The organism is Ruegeria sp. ABF4_144 (assembly GCF_056160045.1).
The window spans coordinates 226,797-245,075 of sequence record NZ_JBSWWK010000003.1; the positions used below are offsets into that span (position 1 = coordinate 226,797).

At 58.5% G+C, this 18,279-nt stretch carries 15 protein-coding genes; 8 read left to right on the top strand and 7 right to left on the bottom strand.

Features of this window, described 5'->3' with window-relative positions:
* Window positions 1-2: 2 nt before the first annotated feature.
* On the bottom strand, window positions 3-632 hold the full coding sequence (locus ACXAGD_RS21485; protein ID WP_475213881.1) for a response regulator transcription factor: 630 nt from the start codon (window positions 630-632) through the stop codon (window positions 3-5).
* A gap of 219 nt (window positions 633-851) precedes the next feature.
* On the opposite strand from ACXAGD_RS21485, the gene ACXAGD_RS21490 reads away from it, so the two are divergent.
* The 6 genes from ACXAGD_RS21490 (at window position 852) to ACXAGD_RS21515 (ending at window position 7,549) form a co-directional block, all read left to right on the top strand.
* Window positions 852-2,093, top strand: coding sequence for a pyridoxal-phosphate-dependent aminotransferase family protein (locus ACXAGD_RS21490; RefSeq protein ID WP_475213883.1), 1,242 nt, complete (start codon window positions 852-854; stop codon window positions 2,091-2,093).
* 28 nt (window positions 2,094-2,121) lie between these two features.
* A complete protein-coding gene (locus tag ACXAGD_RS21495) occupies window positions 2,122-3,318 on the top strand; it encodes a malate--CoA ligase subunit beta (RefSeq protein ID WP_475213885.1) in 1,197 nt (398 codons plus the stop codon).
* Window positions 3,318-4,205 carry a succinate--CoA ligase subunit alpha gene (gene sucD, locus ACXAGD_RS21500; RefSeq protein WP_475213887.1) on the top strand — a complete coding sequence of 296 codons (888 nt, stop codon included), beginning with the start codon at window positions 3,318-3,320 and terminating at the stop codon, window positions 4,203-4,205. Before ACXAGD_RS21495 ends, sucD begins: the two co-directional genes overlap by 1 nt.
* The gene (locus tag ACXAGD_RS21505; RefSeq protein WP_475213889.1) at window positions 4,205-5,176 is read left to right on the top strand and encodes a 2-hydroxyacid dehydrogenase; all 972 of its coding nucleotides are present in this window, start codon (window positions 4,205-4,207) and stop codon (window positions 5,174-5,176) included. Before sucD ends, ACXAGD_RS21505 begins: the two co-directional genes overlap by 1 nt.
* An 82-nt stretch (window positions 5,177-5,258) precedes the next feature.
* The gene (glyA, locus tag ACXAGD_RS21510) at window positions 5,259-6,554 is read left to right on the top strand and encodes a serine hydroxymethyltransferase (RefSeq protein WP_475213891.1); all 1,296 of its coding nucleotides are present in this window, start codon (window positions 5,259-5,261) and stop codon (window positions 6,552-6,554) included.
* A 17-nt stretch (window positions 6,555-6,571) separates the two neighbouring features.
* On the top strand, window positions 6,572-7,549 hold the full coding sequence (locus tag ACXAGD_RS21515; protein WP_475213893.1) for an HpcH/HpaI aldolase/citrate lyase family protein: 978 nt from the start codon (window positions 6,572-6,574) through the stop codon (window positions 7,547-7,549).
* 110 nt (window positions 7,550-7,659) lie between these two features.
* On the opposite strand, the gene ACXAGD_RS21520 is transcribed toward ACXAGD_RS21515, so the two are convergent.
* From ACXAGD_RS21520 to ACXAGD_RS21530, 3 genes are all read right to left on the bottom strand, one after another.
* Window positions 7,660-9,336: a BCCT family transporter gene (locus tag ACXAGD_RS21520; protein WP_475213895.1), complete on the bottom strand. Its 1,677-nt coding sequence runs from the start codon at window positions 9,334-9,336 to the stop codon at window positions 7,660-7,662.
* Window positions 9,337-9,418: 82 nt separating this feature from the next.
* Window positions 9,419-10,477: an FAD-binding oxidoreductase gene (locus tag ACXAGD_RS21525; RefSeq protein ID WP_475213897.1), complete on the bottom strand. Its 1,059-nt coding sequence runs from the start codon at window positions 10,475-10,477 to the stop codon at window positions 9,419-9,421.
* A gap of 78 nt (window positions 10,478-10,555) precedes the next feature.
* On the bottom strand, window positions 10,556-11,431 hold the full coding sequence (locus ACXAGD_RS21530; RefSeq protein WP_475213899.1) for a LysR family transcriptional regulator: 876 nt from the start codon (window positions 11,429-11,431) through the stop codon (window positions 10,556-10,558).
* Window positions 11,432-11,556: 125 nt separating this feature from the next.
* Between ACXAGD_RS21530 and ACXAGD_RS21535 the strand changes: the two genes are divergently transcribed.
* Both ACXAGD_RS21535 and ACXAGD_RS21540 read left to right on the top strand, forming a co-directional pair.
* Window positions 11,557-12,639 carry an amidohydrolase family protein gene (locus ACXAGD_RS21535; RefSeq protein WP_475213901.1) on the top strand — a complete coding sequence of 361 codons (1,083 nt, stop codon included), beginning with the start codon at window positions 11,557-11,559 and terminating at the stop codon, window positions 12,637-12,639.
* 17 nt (window positions 12,640-12,656) lie between these two features.
* Window positions 12,657-13,010: a Rieske (2Fe-2S) protein gene (locus ACXAGD_RS21540; protein WP_475213902.1), complete on the top strand. Its 354-nt coding sequence runs from the start codon at window positions 12,657-12,659 to the stop codon at window positions 13,008-13,010.
* A 67-nt stretch (window positions 13,011-13,077) separates the two neighbouring features.
* Here ACXAGD_RS21540 and ACXAGD_RS21545 read toward each other — a convergent pair whose 3' ends face one another.
* The 3 genes from ACXAGD_RS21545 to ACXAGD_RS21555 form a co-directional block, all read right to left on the bottom strand.
* Window positions 13,078-16,182, bottom strand: coding sequence for an efflux RND transporter permease subunit (locus ACXAGD_RS21545; protein ID WP_475213904.1), 3,105 nt, complete (start codon window positions 16,180-16,182; stop codon window positions 13,078-13,080).
* A 56-nt stretch (window positions 16,183-16,238) separates the two neighbouring features.
* A complete protein-coding gene (locus ACXAGD_RS21550; protein ID WP_475213906.1) occupies window positions 16,239-17,363 on the bottom strand; it encodes an efflux RND transporter periplasmic adaptor subunit in 1,125 nt (374 codons plus the stop codon).
* Window positions 17,364-17,739: 376 nt separating this feature from the next.
* Window positions 17,740-18,177: a MarR family winged helix-turn-helix transcriptional regulator gene (locus tag ACXAGD_RS21555; RefSeq protein WP_475213908.1), complete on the bottom strand. Its 438-nt coding sequence runs from the start codon at window positions 18,175-18,177 to the stop codon at window positions 17,740-17,742.
* Window positions 18,178-18,279 lie beyond the last annotated feature (102 nt).

Genomic DNA, 18,279 nt, shown 5'->3' on the forward strand with positions numbered 1-18,279 from the left:
GCCTAGCTGCCGGACATCTGCGAGGAGTAATAGTAGGCAATGGCCTGAGCCCGGTTTTTGACCGCCAGCTTCTCGTAGATGTTGGACAGGTGAAACTTGACCGTGTTGGTCGATATCTGCAGCTCTTTCGACAAGTCCCGGTTCGACATGCCCTTTGCCAACGCCTCAAGTATAGTGCGTTCTTTTCGGGACAGGCTTTGGATCGGGTCCTGTTGCATTTTGCGGACATCGATGAATGGGAATACCATTTTTCCTGCTGCAACGTCGGCACAGGTTTCCAGCAGGACCTCAACCTCGCCGGACCGAGCGGCAAATCCTGCGGCCCCGGCCTGCATCGCCAATCGCGGGATTTCTCCGGACATTTCCCCGTAGACGACAAAGCGTGGCGCGTTGGCCTGTTCGCGCAAAACTTCGATCAATTTTGCCGCTCCCAGCACCGGCAGGTTCCAATCCACCACCCCAACCTGAACTGGCACCCTCATTACGGTGCCCAGAAACCCCTCGGCCGTGGCCGAGGTCGCCACGAGTGAGAATCGCGGGTCGCGTTCGAAGATTTCTGACATGGCGGACAAGACTAGCGGGTTGCTGTCCGCCAGCATGACATCGATCGGAGCGTTAGCGGTAGCAGCCATCTGATTTACCCTGCCTTTGTCAAAAACCATCCATTTGGGTAGGTGCTAAATTGGTATACAGTAGTATTTTTACCTAAATGGGTAGGTAAACCCCCATACATTTAGCCATCCTAAAGCAGTAGTAAGTTACGTTGCGTTGTTGGGCAAGTCCGCGTTTTCTATTCGGCAACGTAACACAACCGGCCGCAGGGCCCGAATAACCGCCAAGGATGTCTAACGATGACCTTTCAGATTTTTCCACCGCTCGAAATTCCGGAAACGCTTGCTGCGGGTCCGGGGCCGGGCAACACTGACGCCCGCGTTCTGCAGGCCTTTGCTAATGCAGGGGTTGCGGATCACATGCAGGGCGACGTCCTGCGCGGCATGGTCGAGTGCAAGCATATGCTGCGCAAGATCTGGGGCACCGAAAATGCCTATACCTTCGCCGTGGCCGGCACCGGTTGGAGCGCGCTGGACAGCATGTTCTCGGCCGTGATGCCCGGCGACAAGGTGGTTGCTTTCACCAATGGCACCTTCTCGGGCATTGATGCGCTGACCTTGCGGATCAAGGCCGCAACACCCGACGAACACGCCGCCAACCCGCTGGACCCACAGGCATCCAGCGTCACCGTGATCGAGGTTCCGCATGGCCAGCCGGTGACGGGTGAGCTGGTCGAATCCGCCTTGGTCGAGCATCAGCCAAAATGGGCTTTCATGGCGCATTGGGAAACAGGTTCGGGCCGTATCAACGACCTGCGCGGGTTCTCTGATGCCTGCGCGCGTCATGGCGCAATGGGCCTGATCGATGCTGTCTCGTCGCTGGGCGTCGATGACTTTTCGATTGATGACTTCCCAGGCATCGCCGGTTGGGCCTCCTGCCCGCAGAAAGGCCTTTGCTGCCTGCCACTGACCTATGCGCCCGTCAGCTTTACCGATGCCTATATCGAGACCCTGAAGACAAGCGGTGCTTATACTTATGTGCATAACCCGATTTTCGAAGCCCGCCATTGGGGCGTCGTTGACGGGCAAGACGTGGAAAAAGGCACCTATCACCGCACCCATTCGGGGTACGCGGTCGCGGCCTTCCATGAATCCCTGCGCCTGACCCTGCAAGAGGGTCTGGCCAAACGCTCAATGTCCTATCGGACGCATGAAAAAGTTCTGCGCGACTCCGTTATCGAGATGGGATGCGAGGTCACCTCGGACATGCCCAGCCTCGTTGTGCTGAATCTGCCGCCGGAACTGGCGGGCCGTGAGATGGAGCTGGTGCAAAACTGCCGCGCTCGCGGGTTCGGCATCTGGCCAACGCTCAGCGCACCGGTTCAGGTCCGCATCGGAATTCTCAACCAGTTGAACCGGGACTCTGTCAGCCGGATCGTTCGCCTCTTCGCCGAGGCCCTGCGTGAGTTGGGTGCCGAGGTCGATCATGACGCAATCGAGGCTTTGCTGGAAAGCCGCTATGGCACGTCGATCGCCGCATAATCACACTGCATGAACGGGAGGATTGCAGATGGATATCCATGAATACCAAGCGAAAGAGATTCTTTCGAATTTCGGTGTCGACGTGCCGTCAGGCGCGTTGGCCTACAGCCCCGAGCAAGCCGCCTATCGCGCGCGCGAACTGGGCGGCGACAAGTGGATCGTCAAGGCACAGGTCCATGCAGGTGGGCGCGGCAAGGCCGGAGGGGTTAAGCTGTGCAACACCGAGAACGAAATCCATCAGGCCTGTGATGATCTATTCGGCCGCAAGCTAGTGACGCATCAGACCGGTCCCGAGGGCAAGGGCATCTACCGCGTTTATGTCGAATCCGCGGTGCCAATTGACCGCGAGATTTATCTGGGTTTCGTTCTCGATCGGTCCAGCCAGCGGGTGATGATCGTGGCCTCGTCCGAGGGCGGGATGGAGATTGAGGATATCTCCGCCGACCGTCCCGAAAGCATCGTCCGTTCGATCGTGGAACCAGCGGTAGGCTTGCAGGAGTTCCAGGCACGCGAGATTGCATTCAAACTGGGGCTGGAGCCGAAGCTGGTGCAGCAGATGGTACGCACACTGCAGGGCTGTTACGCTGCGTTCAGCGATCTGGACGCCACCATGGTCGAGATCAACCCGCTGGTCATCACGGGCGACGACCGCGTGCTGGCGCTGGACGCCAAGATGAGCTTTGACGACAACGCCCTGTTCCGTCACCCGCAGATCGCCGAACTACGCGACAAAAGCCAGGAAGACCCGCGCGAAAGTCGCGCGGCGGACCGTGGCCTTTCTTACGTAGGTCTGGACGGTAATATCGGCTGCATCGTCAACGGTGCCGGTCTGGCGATGGCGACGATGGACACGATCAAGCTGGCCGGGGGTGAGCCTGCCAACTTCCTCGACATCGGTGGCGGCGCTTCACCGGAACGTGTGGCCAAAGCCTTCCGGTTGGTTCTGTCCGACGACAACGTGCAGGCGATCCTTGTCAACATCTTCGCTGGCATCAACCGCTGTGATTGGGTGGCCGAGGGTGTCGTACAGGCGCTGAAGGAACTCGACCTTGATATCCCTGTGGTCGTGCGCCTGGCCGGAACCAATGTCGAGGAAGGCCAGAAAATCCTTGCCAAATCCGGCCTGCCGATCATTCGCGCCACAACACTGATGGAAGCCGCAGAACGCGCCGTGGGCGCATGGAAAAACGACCTTACTCAAGGCACTAAGATGAGGGCTGTGTAATGAGCATTCTTCTCGATCGTGACTCGCGTGTCATCGTACAGGGCATCACCGGCCGTATGGCGCGGTTCCATACCAAGGACATGCTGAACTATGGCACCAACGTTGTGGGCGGTGTCGTGCCAGGCAAGGGTGGAGAAACCGTTGAAGGCGTTCCGGTCTTCGACACCGTCAAACAAGCCGTTGAGGCAACCGGTGCCGATGCCAGCCTCGTCTTCGTGCCGCCGCCATTCGCTGCCGACTCGATCATGGAAGCCGCAGACGCCGGTATCCGCTATTGCGTCTGCATCACCGATGGTATTCCGGCACAGGACATGATCCGGGTGAAACGGTACATGTACCGCTACCCCAAAGAGAAACGCATGGTTCTGACCGGGCCGAACTGCGCGGGCACGATCTCGCCCGGCAAAGCCCTGTTGGGGATCATGCCGGGGCACATTTATCTGCCGGGCAATGTTGGTATCATCGGTCGCTCGGGCACGCTGGGATATGAAGCTGCGGCGCAGCTGAAAGAGCGCGGGATCGGTGTCTCGACCAGCGTCGGCATCGGGGGCGACCCGATCAACGGTTCGTCCTTCAAGGACATCCTGCAGCGGTTCGAAGAGGACGAAGACACCTATATCATCGCTATGATCGGTGAAATCGGCGGCCCGCAGGAAGCCGAAGCGGCCGAATACATCCGTGATCACATCAGCAAGCCGGTGGTGGCTTACGTTGCGGGTCTTACCGCCCCCAAAGGTCGTACAATGGGCCACGCGGGTGCGATCATCTCGGCCTTCGGCGAAAGCGCCAGCGAAAAGGTCGAGATTCTGTCGGCGGCCGGTGTGACTGTTGCGGAGAACCCTGCCGTGATCGGTGAAACAATTGCCCGAGTGATGGAGGCCGCGTGATGGTCAAACCCTCGGTTCTTGTTACCCGTCGTTGGCCTGCTGCCGTCGAGGCGCAGCTGGCCGAGAACTATAACACCGTGCTGAACACCGGGGACAAGCCAATGTCCCCGGCCGAAATCCGGCAGGCGCTGAAATCCTATGACGCAGTGCTGCCCACCGTCACCGATACGTTAAGCGCCGAGGCGCTGGACGTGCCCGGCGCGCAGACAAAGATCCTCGCCAACTATGGCGTCGGCTACAGCCATATCTGCGAGCCCTCGGCGCGTGGGCTGGGCATGACCGTGACAAACACGCCCGACGTGCTGTCCGAATGCACCGCCGATATCGCCATGACACTGCTGTTGATGGTGGCCCGCCGTGCCGGTGAAGGTGAGCGTGAACTGCGCGCTGGCAATTGGACCGGCTGGCGTCCCACGCATCTGATCGGTACCAAGGTCAGTGGCAAGACGCTGGGTATCATCGGCTATGGTCGCATCGGTCAGGAAATGGCCCGACGTGCCCATCACGGGTTCGGCATGGATATCGTTGTCTACAACCGCAGCCCGATTGCGCCGGACGTATTGGCCAAGTGCAACGCGACGCAGGTGGACACGGTTGATGAGCTATTGCCGCAATGCGATTTCGTCTCGCTGCATTGCCCCGGAGGTGCCGCAAACCGTCATATGATCAACGCACGCAGGCTGGACTTGATGAAACCCGACGCGTTCCTGATAAACACGGCACGCGGCGAGGTCATAGACGAGCGCGCTCTGATTCAGTCGCTGTCCTTCGACATGATCGGAGGGGCTGCGCTGGACGTGTTCGACGGTGAACCGCGCATCAATCCGGATCTTCTACAATGCGACAACCTCGTAATGCTGCCGCATCTGGGCAGCGCCACGCGTGAAGCACGCGAGGCGATGGGGTTCCGAGTTCTGGATAACCTCAACGACTTTTTCCAAGGCTTTGAACCACGCGACCGGGTGATCTGAAAACTCACTTAAGCACCAGCCAATAACCACCGATGCGGCCTAAGCGGCGGCATCGGCCCCTCTTCTATAGGAGAATTGCCCCGTGAATGCCCCGCACCGTACCGACGGTTTTTTCACCCAATCCCTTGCCGACCGTGATCCTGAGCTTTTTGGCTCGATCACATCCGAGCTGGGCCGTCAGCGCGACGAGATCGAGCTGATCGCATCCGAGAACATTGTCTCTGCCGCCGTGATGGAGGCGCAGGGCTCGGTGATGACCAACAAATACGCCGAGGGCTATCCCGGTCGTCGTTACTATGGCGGCTGCCAGTTCGTCGACATCGCCGAAAACCTCGCCATCGACCGCGCCAAGCAGCTGTTCGGCTGTGAATTCGCCAACGTGCAGCCGAACTCGGGCTCGCAGGCTAACCAGGGCGTGTTTCAGGCGCTGATCCAGCCCGGCGACACCATCCTGGGGATGAGCCTGGATGCAGGTGGTCACCTGACTCACGGCGCCGCGCCCAACCAGTCGGGCAAGTGGTTCAAGGCTGTCCAGTATGGTGTGCGCAAAGAAGACAACATGCTGGATTACGACCAGGTCGAAGCGCTGGCGAAAGAGCACCAGCCCAAGCTGATCATCGCTGGTGGTTCCGCCATCCCGCGTCAGATCGACTTTGCCCGCATGCGCGAGATCGCCGATATGGTTGGCGCCTATCTGCACGTGGACATGGCGCATTTCGCCGGTCTGGTTGCGGCGGGTGAGCACCCCTCGCCCTTCCCGCACGCCCATGTTGCGACCACCACCACGCACAAGACCCTGCGCGGCCCGCGCGGCGGCATGATCCTGACCAATGACGAGGCGATCGCCAAGAAAGTAAACTCGGCCATCTTCCCCGGCATTCAGGGCGGCCCGCTGATGCACGTCATCGCTGGTAAAGCGGTTGCGTTTGGTGAAGCTCTGCGCCCCGAGTTCAAAAGCTATATCCAGCAGGTTGTGACCAACGCGCAAGCGCTGTCGGATCAGTTGATCAAAGGCGGTCTGGACACGGTGACCCAGGGCACTGACACCCATGTGGTGCTGGTCGACCTGCGCCCCAAAGGCGTCAAAGGCAACGCGACCGAGAAGGCTCTGGGCCGAGCGCATATCACCTGCAACAAGAACGGCGTGCCGTTTGACCCGGAAAAACCGACCATCACGTCGGGCATCCGTCTGGGCTCGCCCGCCGGCACCACCCGTGGGTTTGGTGAGGTTGAATTCCGCCAGATCGCCGACTGGATCATCGAAGTGGTCGACGGTCTGGCCGCCAATGGCGAAGACGGCAACTCCGCCGTCGAAGCCAAGGTCAAAGCCGAGGTCGCAGACCTCTGCGCCAAATTCCCAATCTATCCTAACCTGTAATTTGAAGGACCCGAACCATGAGCTTTCATTCCATTGAACAAGCCCCTGCCCGCCTGAACCGCAGCGAACTAGCCGTTCCGGGCAGCCAGCCCGGTATGTTCGAAAAGGCCGCCGCGTCTGATGTGGACGTCATCTTCCTTGATCTGGAAGATGCTGTTGCACCCGACGAAAAAGAACAGGCGCGCAAGAACATCGTCGAAGCGCTGAACGACATCGACTGGGGCAACAAGACCATGTCGGTGCGCATCAACGGCCTGGATACCCATTACATGTACCGTGATGTTGTGGATGTGGTCGAACAGGCCGGTGAGCGGCTGGACCTGATCATGATCCCCAAAGTCGGTACAGCCGCTGACGTCTACGCCGTCGATATGCTGGTTACTCAGATCGAGGACGCCAAAGGATACAAGAAACGCATCGGGTTCGAGCACATCATCGAAACGGCGCTGGGGATGCAGAATGTCAGCGAGATCGCAGCGGCCTCAAAACGCAACGAAAGCCTGCATTTTGGTGTTGCCGATTATGCGGCTTCGACCCGCGCGCGGACCACAATAATCGGTGGCGTTAACCCGGATTATTCAGTTCTGACCGACGCAGTTGCAGATGGTGGTCGCATGACCCATTGGGGCGACATGTGGCACTATGCGTTGGCGCGAATGGTGGTTGCGGCACGCGCCAATGGCCTGCGCCCAATTGATGGTCCGTTCGGTGACTTCCAGGACCCGGACGGCTACCGCGCCGCGGCAAAACGTGCGGCGGTTCTGGGTTGCGAAGGCAAATGGGCGATCCACCCAAGCCAGATCGCACTGGCGAACGAGGTAATGTCTCCATCTGACGCCGAGGTCAACAAAGCACAGCGCATTCTGGTGGCCATGGCTGAAGCTGAGGCTGCAGGAAAAGGCGCAGTGTCGTTGGACGGTCGCCTGATCGACTATGCCTCAATCCGTCAGGCCGAAGTGCTGGTTGAAAAAGCAGGCCAGATCGCCGCAGCCTGATCTGTTCAAGCCCGAAAAAGAAAAACTGCGAGGGCGTGTTTCCCTCGCAGTTTTATTCATGCGGTTGATCGCGTTGAATTGGCCAGCCCGCTGGGGCTGGCCTTGTTTCGTTAGTTGACTTCCTCGGTCTCGGCAAAGGTACTCTGTACACCATGCGAGGACCTGATGCTGTCGCGCCAGATTGCCTTGATCAGGGCAATGCACATCAAAACCATCACCAGCGAGAACGGCAGTGCACCGATCACCATCGCGGTCTGAATTGCCTTCAGGCCGCCGACCAGCAGCAGAGCAGCCACAACCATTCCCAGGGCTACACCCCAGAAAATGATGTGAGGCCGCGCCTTCGGACCCTCGTCGCCTGCCGCATTGATGGTGTTGACGATCAGCACCGCCGAGTCCGCCGAGGTCACCAGATAGGTCATCAGCAGCACAACGATCACGATTGCCATCATCCAGCCCATCAGCTCGCCTAGCATGAAGCCGGTCATCGCAAAGATCTTGTCGCCGTCAGAAGCGCTGAAGATGACGTCATTGGCGCCGCCGTTCAGTTCCAGATCAATTGCAGTGCCGCCCGCAAAGGAGAACCAGACAAAACACATGATCGCAGGTACGATCACAGCGCCCAGTACAAATTCGCGGATGGTGCGGCCGCGCGAGATACGCGCCAGGAACAGGCCGACAAACGGTGCGAAGGCAACCCACCAGGCCCAGTAGAACACCGACCAGCCACCCTGCCAGCCTTCCAGACTGTCTGCGACGCCTCCGGCACCGTCACCGCGGAAGACTGTAAACAGCATACCCGGCAGTGCCAGCAGATATTCCCAAACTCCAACAAACAACGCGTGCAGACCAAAGAATGTCGAGCCGAAAATCAGGAAGAACGACAGGAGGAAGATGGACAGGACCATGTTCAGGTTAGACAGCCATTTGATGCCCTTGCCAACGCCGGACAGGGCCGACAAGGTGGACGCCCCCATGATGACGACAATGGCAAAGATGATGCCGACCGACGAGGCGGTGCCTTGGTCATTCAACAGCCAGTCGCCAATCCCGATCCGCGCCATGCCAGCCACGAATTGTTCGACGCCAAAGCCCAGCGTTTGTGCAACGCCCAGAATGGTCGCGATCACGGCAACGATGTCGATGGCGTGACCCAGCCAACCCGAAAGGCTGGAGCCGAACAGCGGCGTCAACGAGGATCGGATGGTCAGCGGCAAGCCGCGGCGGTAGGCAAAGTAGCCCAGGCCCAGACCGGCAATCGCATAGGATGCCCAGGCTGAGAAGCCCCAGTGCAGGTACGACCATTTATAGGCGTTCAACACGTTGTCCGCCCCTGCCCCGGTTGCAAGACCCTGAATCACATCCGGGTTATTCTTGAAGTGATAGACCGGCTCGGCCACGGCCCAGGTCAACATCCCCACGCCGATACCAGCCCCGAACATCATGGAAAACCAAGAGAAATTCGAGAATTCGGGCACGTCATCATCCATGCCGATTTTCAACCGGCCTGCGGCAGGCCAGATCGCCAGCCCAATGCAGACCAGCACGAACAGAGCCATCACATAGATGTACCAGCTGGCAAAGTTGGACAGGATAAAGCTGTTGAACCCGGACAGGACCGTTCCGGCCTGCTCGGGGAAGGCGACCGCCCAGATCACAAGGCCGCCTACCGCGAGCTTTGCCGATACGGTCACGTCAACGCTGAACCCCGAATAAAACCCAGTATCTGCGGTTTTAATCGGAAGGTCCGTCAACGGCTCCGCGATTTTAGTGTCGTCGTTTGACATCCTAAGTTCTCCCTTTGGATAGTCCGTTTTCTGAGGAAGCGGTTCCTCCGCTTTCTTTTGTTTTTGTTGTGGTTTTTGCCGGTCAAGCGTCGATCGCGACCGGCCCTTTCGGCCAGCTGCAACAGGCCAGCACGTAGCCTTGTTCGGTATCGCCGGGCTGCAGCCCGCCCATGTCCTGCATTTCGACATCGCCTTGTGTCAGGCGCACTTTGCAGTTGCCGCAGACACCCTGCTGACAAGCGGAATCGATCCAGACCCCGGCATTCAGCGCGGCCTCAAGCAGGGTTTGGCCTTCGGCGGCGTGACCATGCAGCCCGCTGAACGAGAAATAGACCTCGCCTCCGGTGCCGGTGCTTTCTTCGATGGTGATCTTTTCGCCAAAGCTTTCCTCGTGCACCGCAGCAAACGAGATGACCGAGGCCACATCGCGGGCTGCTTTCATGAAACCTTCGGGCCCACACATGAAAATGCTGCGTTCGGCGTGATCGGGGACAAGACGCCGAAGCAGGTCAGCCGATATCTGACCGGTTTCACCCTCGAACCCGTCTTCCGCTTCATCCACGACCATATGGACGGTCACATTGGCAAAACGACGGTCCAGAAACTCCAACTGGTCGCGGAAAATGATGTCTTTCGGCGAACGTGCGAAATGCACAAAAACGATGTCTTTGGGCAGGGTCACGTCGGTGACATATTGCAGCATCGACATGACCGGCGTGACGCCCGAGCCACCAGACAGAAACAGAGGTTTTTCGCTGGGAATATCCACCCAGTTGAAACCGCCGGTGATGTCGGCGATCTCAAGTTCCATCCCAGGTTTCATCTGATCGTTTAGATAGTTGGACACTACCCCGCCGGGTACGCGCTTGACGGTGACCTGAATGTTGTGGGGTCGGGTCGGCGTGGATGAGATCGAATAGGCGCGCACATGCGGATTGCCCTCAATCTCGAAACAGAAGGTCACGTATTGGCCGGGTTTGAAGTCGAAACTGCGGCTTTGCGTGTCTTCGAAGACGAAGGTCTTACTATCATGCGTTTCGTCGATCACCGCTTTGCAGGTCAAAGTGGCAGGCCCACCCGCGTAGCACGGTTGGTTATTGGCTGAACTCAGGGAAAACGGACTGTCCGTTGCAACGAGCATCTTGCGGAAACCTCCAGAATAGGGTTCGCGCGAGGATAGTGATGCGTTGGATCTAAAAAACGGCGCAGAATTGCGGTATCAATCGGTTAAAACGATTGATCGCTGCTGGATAAGCTCCTTGAACACAGAGACGGCCTGCGCAACCAGCGGGTCATGGCGTTTTCGTACATGCGCGATCGAATAGATGGGTTGTGGGATCACCGGTGCATCCGTTACCCGTTGCAGCGACGGGTGCTCAGAACACAGTGCCGTGGCAGCAAAGCCGGGGAAGTAGGCCGTTCCGCCGTTGGATTTCAGAAAATCCAGCGCAAGGTCATTGCTGCCCACCAATGTCGAGCTTTGTGGGTAATCCGAAAACGCTTCGTCATGCTGGCGGTCAAAATAGGATGTGTAGGCGACCTGAATGTAGCGTGACCATTGGACATCCTCGAACTGTTCGCAATCGGTGGACAGCATCACATAGCTTTCGCTGCCCAATTCGCTGACAAACATGTCCGGCGCCTGCTGCAGGACAAAAACAATCCCGATATCGGTTTCGCCAGTCAGCACATCACGCTGTATCTGTTGTGAGAAGTTAGCCTCGAGATACAGGTCCAGATGCGGATTCTTTTCCCGGACCGCCTTCGTCCAGTCAATTAGCACGGAACGGGCCAGACTGAACTGAACCGATATCCGCAGACGCTGCCTGTTGCCGCCGCCGCCAACCCCAACATCGCGACGCGCAAGGCTCCAGGCAGCCAGCAGCGACCGGCAATGGGTTTCAAAGCGTCGTCCGGCGGCCGTGGGTTCAGCCCCGCCGCGCCCACGTTCGAACAGGCGCGTGTCCAACTCCTGCTCCAACTGGCGGATGCGGGCGCTGACCGTAGATTGGGTCACATTCAGACGTTCGGCGGTGCGATTGAAGTTCCGCGTTTCCAGAACATCCATGTAGGTCACTAAAAGCTGGCGGTTCATTTAATCGAAAATCTCGATTGATAGATGCGTTTCAATTGCATTTATTTGCCAAAGTTTCGCAGATATCAAGCGTTGTTGAACAAGATAAAAGCCCGCCCTTTTGGCGCCAGCAACAGGAGAAGTTCATGTTCATCGTCGATTGCGACTGCCACAACTATTGGTGCAGCGCCACGGTTCTGGAACCCTACATGGAAGGTCTTTTCAAGGACATGTTTGTCCGCGGTGAGCGGACCGGCCCGCGCGGTGCCTTTCCCCATGGCCACCGACCCTGGTTCCATCCCGAAGGTTTCGCCCGCCATGATGTCAACCCAATTGAGGAAGACGATAACTATTTGATCATGAGGGAAAAGCACCTCGACAAATACAATATCGACGTTGCGATCCTTACCGGCGACGAACCGATCGAAGCCTCGACACTGGCCAACCCCTACTACGCTAACGCGCTTTGCAAGGCCTATAACGACTACATGATCGACTACTGGCTACCCAAGGACGAGCGGTTCTGGGGGTCGATTGTCGTCGCACCGCAGGATCCGCATCTGGCCGCTGCTGAAATCCGCCGGGTTGGCGGGCATCCCCGCGTCGTCCAGGTATTGGTAAGCCACGGCGCGGCGCGCCCCTATGGTGATCCGTTCTATCACCCGATCTACGAGGCTTGTGCCGAAATGGGCCTGCCATTCGCCATGCACCTTGGCGGACAGGGCGGCATCAACTCAAACCCTGTCGGGGCCGGGCCTTCTACCTTCTTTTGGGAAACCCACGCGATCCTGCCGCAGACGGCCATGACCCATATGGCCAGCCTGATCGCCCACGGCGTTTTTGAAAAATGGCCCGAGTTGAAAGTGGTAATCATCGAATGTGGCGTTGCCTGGGTGCCGTCGGTCCTCTGGCGTCTGGACGCGAACTACAAGGCGCTGCGCAAAGAAACCCCATGGCTCAAGCGTTTGCCGTCCGAATACTTCAAGTCGAACATCCGCATGTCGACCCAACCACTGGAGCAGCCCGAGAACATCCAGCACCTGTGGGCCACGCTCGAGGCGATGGATGGCGAGAACACCCTCATGTTCGCGTCGGACTATCCGCACTGGGATTACGACGACGTCAACAAGCTGCACGTTCCGCCCGCATGGCGCGAAAAGATCTTCGGCCTCAATGCGCTGGACGTATACACCCGCCTACCGCGCCCGATGGCGCACGCCGCTGAATAAAGAAGGAGCCTTCGACAATGGCAAACAAGCATTTCGCCTGCAAAACCGACGAAGTTCCCGCCGATGCGGCTAAGATCGTCACCGTGTCGAACATGCCAATCGGTGTGTTCAAGCTGGATGACGGCTATCACGCCCTGCTGAACATCTGCCCCCACAAAGGAGCGGCCCTTTGCGAAGGGCCAGTTTGCGGCACCACCCGCGAAACCGATGCGACCGAGTTTGTCTATGATCGCGCCGGTGAGATTGTCCGCTGCGCCTGGCACGGCTGGGAATTCGACATCCGCAGCGGCGAGTTTCTAGTGGATTCGTCCATCAAGACGCGCCGCTTTGACGTCTCGCAAGAAGGGGACAAGCTTTACGTCCACTTCTGAAGACCCGCACAACTGCCTTCCGTCAGTTGTGACCACCTGGCGCCACCCGACTTTGGGTGGCGCTTTTTTATTCGGTGGCGACGCGCCGAACCACGCGGTAGATCATCACGAAGAAGACCGGCACAAAGACCACGCCCAGCACGGTTGCCGAGATGACGCCGCCCATAACGCCCGATCCCATCGCCGTACGCCCCCCGGCGCCCGCACCCGAGGACAGGACAAGCGGCAGAACGCCCAATGAGAACGCCATTGACGTCATCAGGATCGGCCTGAACCGCTGATGCGCGGCGTCTTTGACGGCCTGCAGCAAGGGCTCACCAGCTACGACCTTATCGCGAGCGAACTCGACGATCAGGATCGCGTTTTTGCCGGTCAAACCGATCACCGTCAGCAGTGCAACCTGAAAATACACGCCGTTTTCAAACCCGCCCAGCCAGGCCCCAACCAGCGATCCGGTGACACCGATTGGCATCGCCAGCATCACCGCGAAAGGAATGGTCCAGCTTTCGTAGAGCGCCGCAAGACACAGGAATACGGCTGCCAGAGACAGGGCGTAGAGCATCCCCGCCTGATCCCCGGATTCTCGCTCTTCCAGCGACAGGCCTGTCCACGCGATCTGGTATCCCGGCGGCAATTGTTGGGCCAGTGCCTCGATCTCGGCCATGGCTTCACCGGTGGTGAACCCAGGCGCGGGGCTGCCCTGCAACTGAATGGCCGACACACCGTTATAGCGATACAGGCCTTGAGGACCGAATTGCCAGTTCGCGGACGAGAAGTTCGACAGGGGCACAAGTCCACCAGAGTCGTTGCGAACCCTCCAGGCTTCGATATCTTCGGGGACCATGCGATAGGGCGCGTCGCCCTGAACGTAGACGCGTTTAATCCGGCCCCGGTCGAGGAAGTCGTTCACGTAACGACCGGCCCAGGCCACCGACAAAAGCTCACCCACTTCCTGAGCGGACAGCCCCATCGCACCGGCGGCGCGCCAGTCCAAATTGATGTTGAACTGGGCAGCATCCTCAAGCCCGTTCGGACGGATCGAGCCGATGGTCTCGCTTTGGGCTGAAAGCCCCATCAGCTGATTTCGCGCCTGCATCAACTCTTCATGGCTTTGGCCATCGCGCGCCTGCAGATAGAAGTCGAAACCGCTGACATTGCCAAGTTCAATCACTGCAGGTGGCACGATCGGGAAAACAAAGGCTTCCTGAATCTGCGAGAAGGCGCCGAAGGCCCGGCCTGCGATGGCCTGAACGCTGCGATCCGGTGTTTTGCGTTCGTCCCAATCTTTCAGGCTGATAAACGCCAGACCCATGTTCTGACCCAGCCCGGCAAAGCTGAAACCACGGACGGTAAAGACCGACTCGACGTTTTCTGCCTCGTTTTCCATGTAATATTGCTCGATCTGCTCAAGCACGCCCTCGGTGGCCTCGGCTGTGGACCCGGTTGGGCCCTGCACCAGAGTGAACAGGATGCCCTGATCCTCTTCGGGCAAAAAGCCGGTAGGCGTACGGGCGAACAGGAACACCATCGCGGCACCGATCAGCAAATAGATCAAACCCACGCGAAGCGGCCGCCGGATTGAGAACCCGACCAGCGACGAATAGCTCTCGGTCAGCCGATCAAAGCCGCGGTTGAACCACCCGAACAGGCCACGTTTACGCTTGTCATGATCGGGATTGCGCAAAAGCGTCGCGCACAAGGCAGGCGTCAGTGTCAGAGCCACCACGACCGACAACATCATGGCCGAGACGATGGTGATCGAGAACTGCTGGTAAATGACCCCGGTCGAGCCGCCAAAGAATGCCATCGGGATGAACACGGCAGACAGCACAAGGGCGATCCCGACCAACGCTCCGGTGATCTGTCCCATGGATTTCTTGGTGGCCTCATAGGGGGAAAGTCCTTCTTCCTCCATAATCCGTTCGACGTTTTCAACCACGACGATGGCGTCATCCACCAACAGACCAATGGCCAGAACCATCGCCAGCATGGTCAGCGTGTTGATCGTGAAGCCAAAGGCCGAGATGATCGCGAATGTCCCCAATAGCACGACCGGCACCGCGAGGGTCGGAATGATCGTCGCGCGCAAGCTCTGCAGGAACAGGAACATGACGAGGAAGACCAGAACGATCGCCTCGATCAGCGTGTGGACTACTTCCTCGATCGAGATCTCGACAAAAGGCGTGGTGTCGTAGGGCACGACATATTCCACACCGTCCGGGAAAAAGGCGGACACTTCCTCCAGCTTGTGCTTCACCCTCTCGGCCGTATCCAGCGCATTAGCGCCCGAGGCCAGCCGGATGGCCATGCCCGCGGTGGGCTTGCCGTTAAACCAGGCGGAAGTGGTATAGCTTTCGGCTCCGATCTCGACCCGCGCCACGTCGCGCAGCAAGACAAGGCCGCCGTCAGTTTCGGCACGCACCACGATCTGCTCAAAGTCTTCGGGCGTAGACAGCAGCGATTGCGCGGTGATCGTGGCGTTCAGGGCCTGCCCCTCGACCGCAGGCAAGGCACCGAAGGAGCCCGCCGAGACCTGGGCGTTTTCTTCCGAGACAGCCCGTACGATGTCCGTAGGTGTCAGCTCGAATGCGGCCAGCTGTTCGGGGTTCAGCCAAATCCGCATGGCGTATTGCGCGCCAAAGACCTGTACGTTGCCGACCCCTTCCAATCGGCTGAATTCGTCGACCATGTTCGACACCATGTAGTCCGACAAATCCACCGCATCGAGGCGGTCATCGGTGGATACAAGCGCAGCCACCAGCAGGAACCCGCCCGAGGATTTCTCGACGATAACCCCCTGCCGTTGCACGGTTTCCGGCAGCAGCGGGGTAGCCTGGCTCAACTTGTTTTGGACCTGCACCTGCGCAATGTCCGGGTCGGTGCCGGTTTCAAAGGTCAGCGTCACCGTGGATGACCCGGTCGATGTCGAGGAAGAGTTGATGTATCGCAGCCCATCAAGGCCGGTCATCTGTTCCTCAATCACCTGGGTCACGGTGTTGTTCACAGTCTGGGCCGAGGCACCGGAATAAGACGCGCTGACCTCAACCGTCGGGGGTGCGATTTGTGGGTATTGAGCGACCGGCAAGTTGAAAACCGCCAATGCGCCGATGCCCATCAGCAGGATGGAAATGACCCATGCAAAAACAGGTCGGTCGATAAAGAAACGTGCCATGGGGAACTTTCACATCTGGTTGCGAGAGACTGAGCGCTTTAGTCCGTAAGCGCGGTTCAGGACTCTGGTTCCTCGGTAGGCGCAACCGTCGCGCCGACCCCTATTTTTTGCAGCCCCATAACGATCAGGCGGTCGCCGGCCTTCAGGCCATCCGTTACGATCCACTTATTGCCCTCGGTGCCCCGGACCGTGAGGATCCGTTCGGCTACGGTATTGTTGTCATCGACCACCATCGCTGTCGGTTGACCGCGCCGATTGCGTGCAACGCCCTGTTGCGGTGCCAGCACTGCGCCCCGCAGCACTTCGACCGGAAGATGCGCGGTGACATACATGCCGGGCAGGACAATCTGATTTGGGTTCGGGAATTCGATCCGAAGAACAGAAACACCTGTCTGCGGGTCCACCTGCGGTTCTGCAGCCAAGACCGTTCCGGTCTGGTCAAAGGTCGACCCATCCGCCAGCGACACTGTCACTGTTGGATCAATTGATTGCAGTGCGCCTGATTGCGAGGCGACGGCCCGATTGAAACGCAACACATCTTGGGTTGATACCGCAACGTCTACATAAACACGGTCAATCTGTCTGATCACGGCCAGCGGTTCAGCCTGCTGGGCGGTAACGAGCGCACCTTGCGTGGCCAGTGCCCGGCCGACACGGCCCGACAGGGGCGCGCGGATTGTGGTATGCTGTAGGTCGATCTTGGCAGTCTGCAGTTGCGCCTTCGCCACCAGCAACGCGGCCTTGGCCGCATCCCGTTCTGCCACAGCGCTGTCGACCGCCTGCTGGCTGGCAACGTTGCGCGCCAACAACTCCGCTACGCGTTTTTCTTCTTTTTCCGCAGCGGTCAGACGAGCTTCGGCCTGAGCAACGCTTGCAGAGGCTTGCTGGACTTGCGCGTCATAGACGTCGTCGTCAATGCGATACATCGCATCGCCTTCCTGGACGGTGCCGCCTTCTTGAAACAGACGTTCGACGACGATTCCAGAGACCTGCGGTCTGACCTCTGCGACACCAAGCGCGGCGACGCGCCCCGGCAGCTCTGAAAACAGGGTCACGTCCTCCGCTTCCAGCGTTACCACGGTCACCGGTACAGGATTCTCGGATTGCGCGGCAGCCAATGAAGACAAACCGGAAAGCAATACAGTCAATGACGTAAGCAGGAAGGCTCGGGTTCTGAGCATGTTTTGCGTCTCCGTTCGGTGTTGTAGTTCCAAAATGGTCGTAAATTGAGCGGCGTTTGGCGGCACTCAGGGTGTCAGGTATTTCTTCAGGCAAGGCGGTGCAGGCGGGAAATCTTTCAGCCAGAATTCTGCAGCGCTCTTATCTCCCATAAATTCCTGTTTGAGAATTGCAATAAACTTTTTACCCTGCGCCCGTCCACTCCCCTTGCTTAACAGACCCTTGTGCATTTTCGAACAGCTGAACAGGAGCGCGTTACGTTATGGGGTCGCTATTTGAACATTCGAGGCAGAACGCATATCGCAGAATTCCTGTGATGTTTCGGCTCATGGAAATTGAGAAATACCTCTACACCGGCATCGAAGCAGGCTTTGCCGGTCATGTCTCTGATCGCAAGCGGGCAGCAAGGGCCAGAATCTGATCCCGCAGCGCGCCAAGCTCGCCCTCATCCTGACCTGTTGCACGTGTGATGCACAGGCCGATCTCATAGGCCTTGCCTTCTAAGGCCCGTCCCTTTTCGGTCAAGGAAACCGTCACGCTGCGTTCATCTTGCGGGTTACGCAGCCGTTGCACCAAATCAGCGCCCTCCATCCGCTTGAGGAGCGGGGTCAACGTATTGCTTTCCAGTGTGAGCGCCTCACCCAACGCGCCAACGGTGCGGTTGTCGGTCTCCCAAAGTGCTAGCAAAACAAGGTATTGCGGGTAGGTCAGCCCAAGCTCGGCCAGCATTGGGCGATAGAGCCGCCCCATCGCGTTATTGGCGGCATAAAGTGCAAAGCAAAGTTGCTGGTTCAGAGGGAAAGCCTTTTGGGTCATACCAAACATTTAAATCGTGAGCGATTTAATCGCAAGAGATTGACTTATGAGAATCCAATCCTTATTAAATCGTGCACGATTAAATCGCCAACGATTAAGGAG

Bases quoted from the DNA above. Each gene is read 5' to 3' on its own strand.
- ACXAGD_RS21485 (WP_475213881.1), bottom strand. From the start codon at position 632: ATGGCTGCTACCGCTAACGCTCCGATCGATGTCATGCTGGCGGACAGC.
- ACXAGD_RS21490 (WP_475213883.1), top strand. From the start codon at position 852: ATGACCTTTCAGATTTTTCCACCGCTCGAAATTCCGGAAACGCTTGCT.
- ACXAGD_RS21495 (WP_475213885.1), top strand. From the start codon at position 2,122: ATGGATATCCATGAATACCAAGCGAAAGAGATTCTTTCGAATTTCGGT.
- sucD (WP_475213887.1), top strand. From the start codon at position 3,318: ATGAGCATTCTTCTCGATCGTGACTCGCGTGTCATCGTACAGGGCATC.
- ACXAGD_RS21505 (WP_475213889.1), top strand. From the start codon at position 4,205: ATGGTCAAACCCTCGGTTCTTGTTACCCGTCGTTGGCCTGCTGCCGTC.
- ACXAGD_RS21515 (WP_475213893.1), top strand. From the start codon at position 6,572: ATGAGCTTTCATTCCATTGAACAAGCCCCTGCCCGCCTGAACCGCAGC.
- ACXAGD_RS21520 (WP_475213895.1), bottom strand. From the start codon at position 9,336: ATGTCAAACGACGACACTAAAATCGCGGAGCCGTTGACGGACCTTCCG.
- ACXAGD_RS21525 (WP_475213897.1), bottom strand. From the start codon at position 10,477: ATGCTCGTTGCAACGGACAGTCCGTTTTCCCTGAGTTCAGCCAATAAC.
- ACXAGD_RS21530 (WP_475213899.1), bottom strand. From the start codon at position 11,431: ATGAACCGCCAGCTTTTAGTGACCTACATGGATGTTCTGGAAACGCGG.
- ACXAGD_RS21535 (WP_475213901.1), top strand. From the start codon at position 11,557: ATGTTCATCGTCGATTGCGACTGCCACAACTATTGGTGCAGCGCCACG.
- ACXAGD_RS21540 (WP_475213902.1), top strand. From the start codon at position 12,657: ATGGCAAACAAGCATTTCGCCTGCAAAACCGACGAAGTTCCCGCCGAT.
- ACXAGD_RS21545 (WP_475213904.1), bottom strand. From the start codon at position 16,182: ATGGCACGTTTCTTTATCGACCGACCTGTTTTTGCATGGGTCATTTCC.
- ACXAGD_RS21550 (WP_475213906.1), bottom strand. From the start codon at position 17,363: ATGCTCAGAACCCGAGCCTTCCTGCTTACGTCATTGACTGTATTGCTT.
- ACXAGD_RS21555 (WP_475213908.1), bottom strand. From the start codon at position 18,177: ATGACCCAAAAGGCTTTCCCTCTGAACCAGCAACTTTGCTTTGCACTT.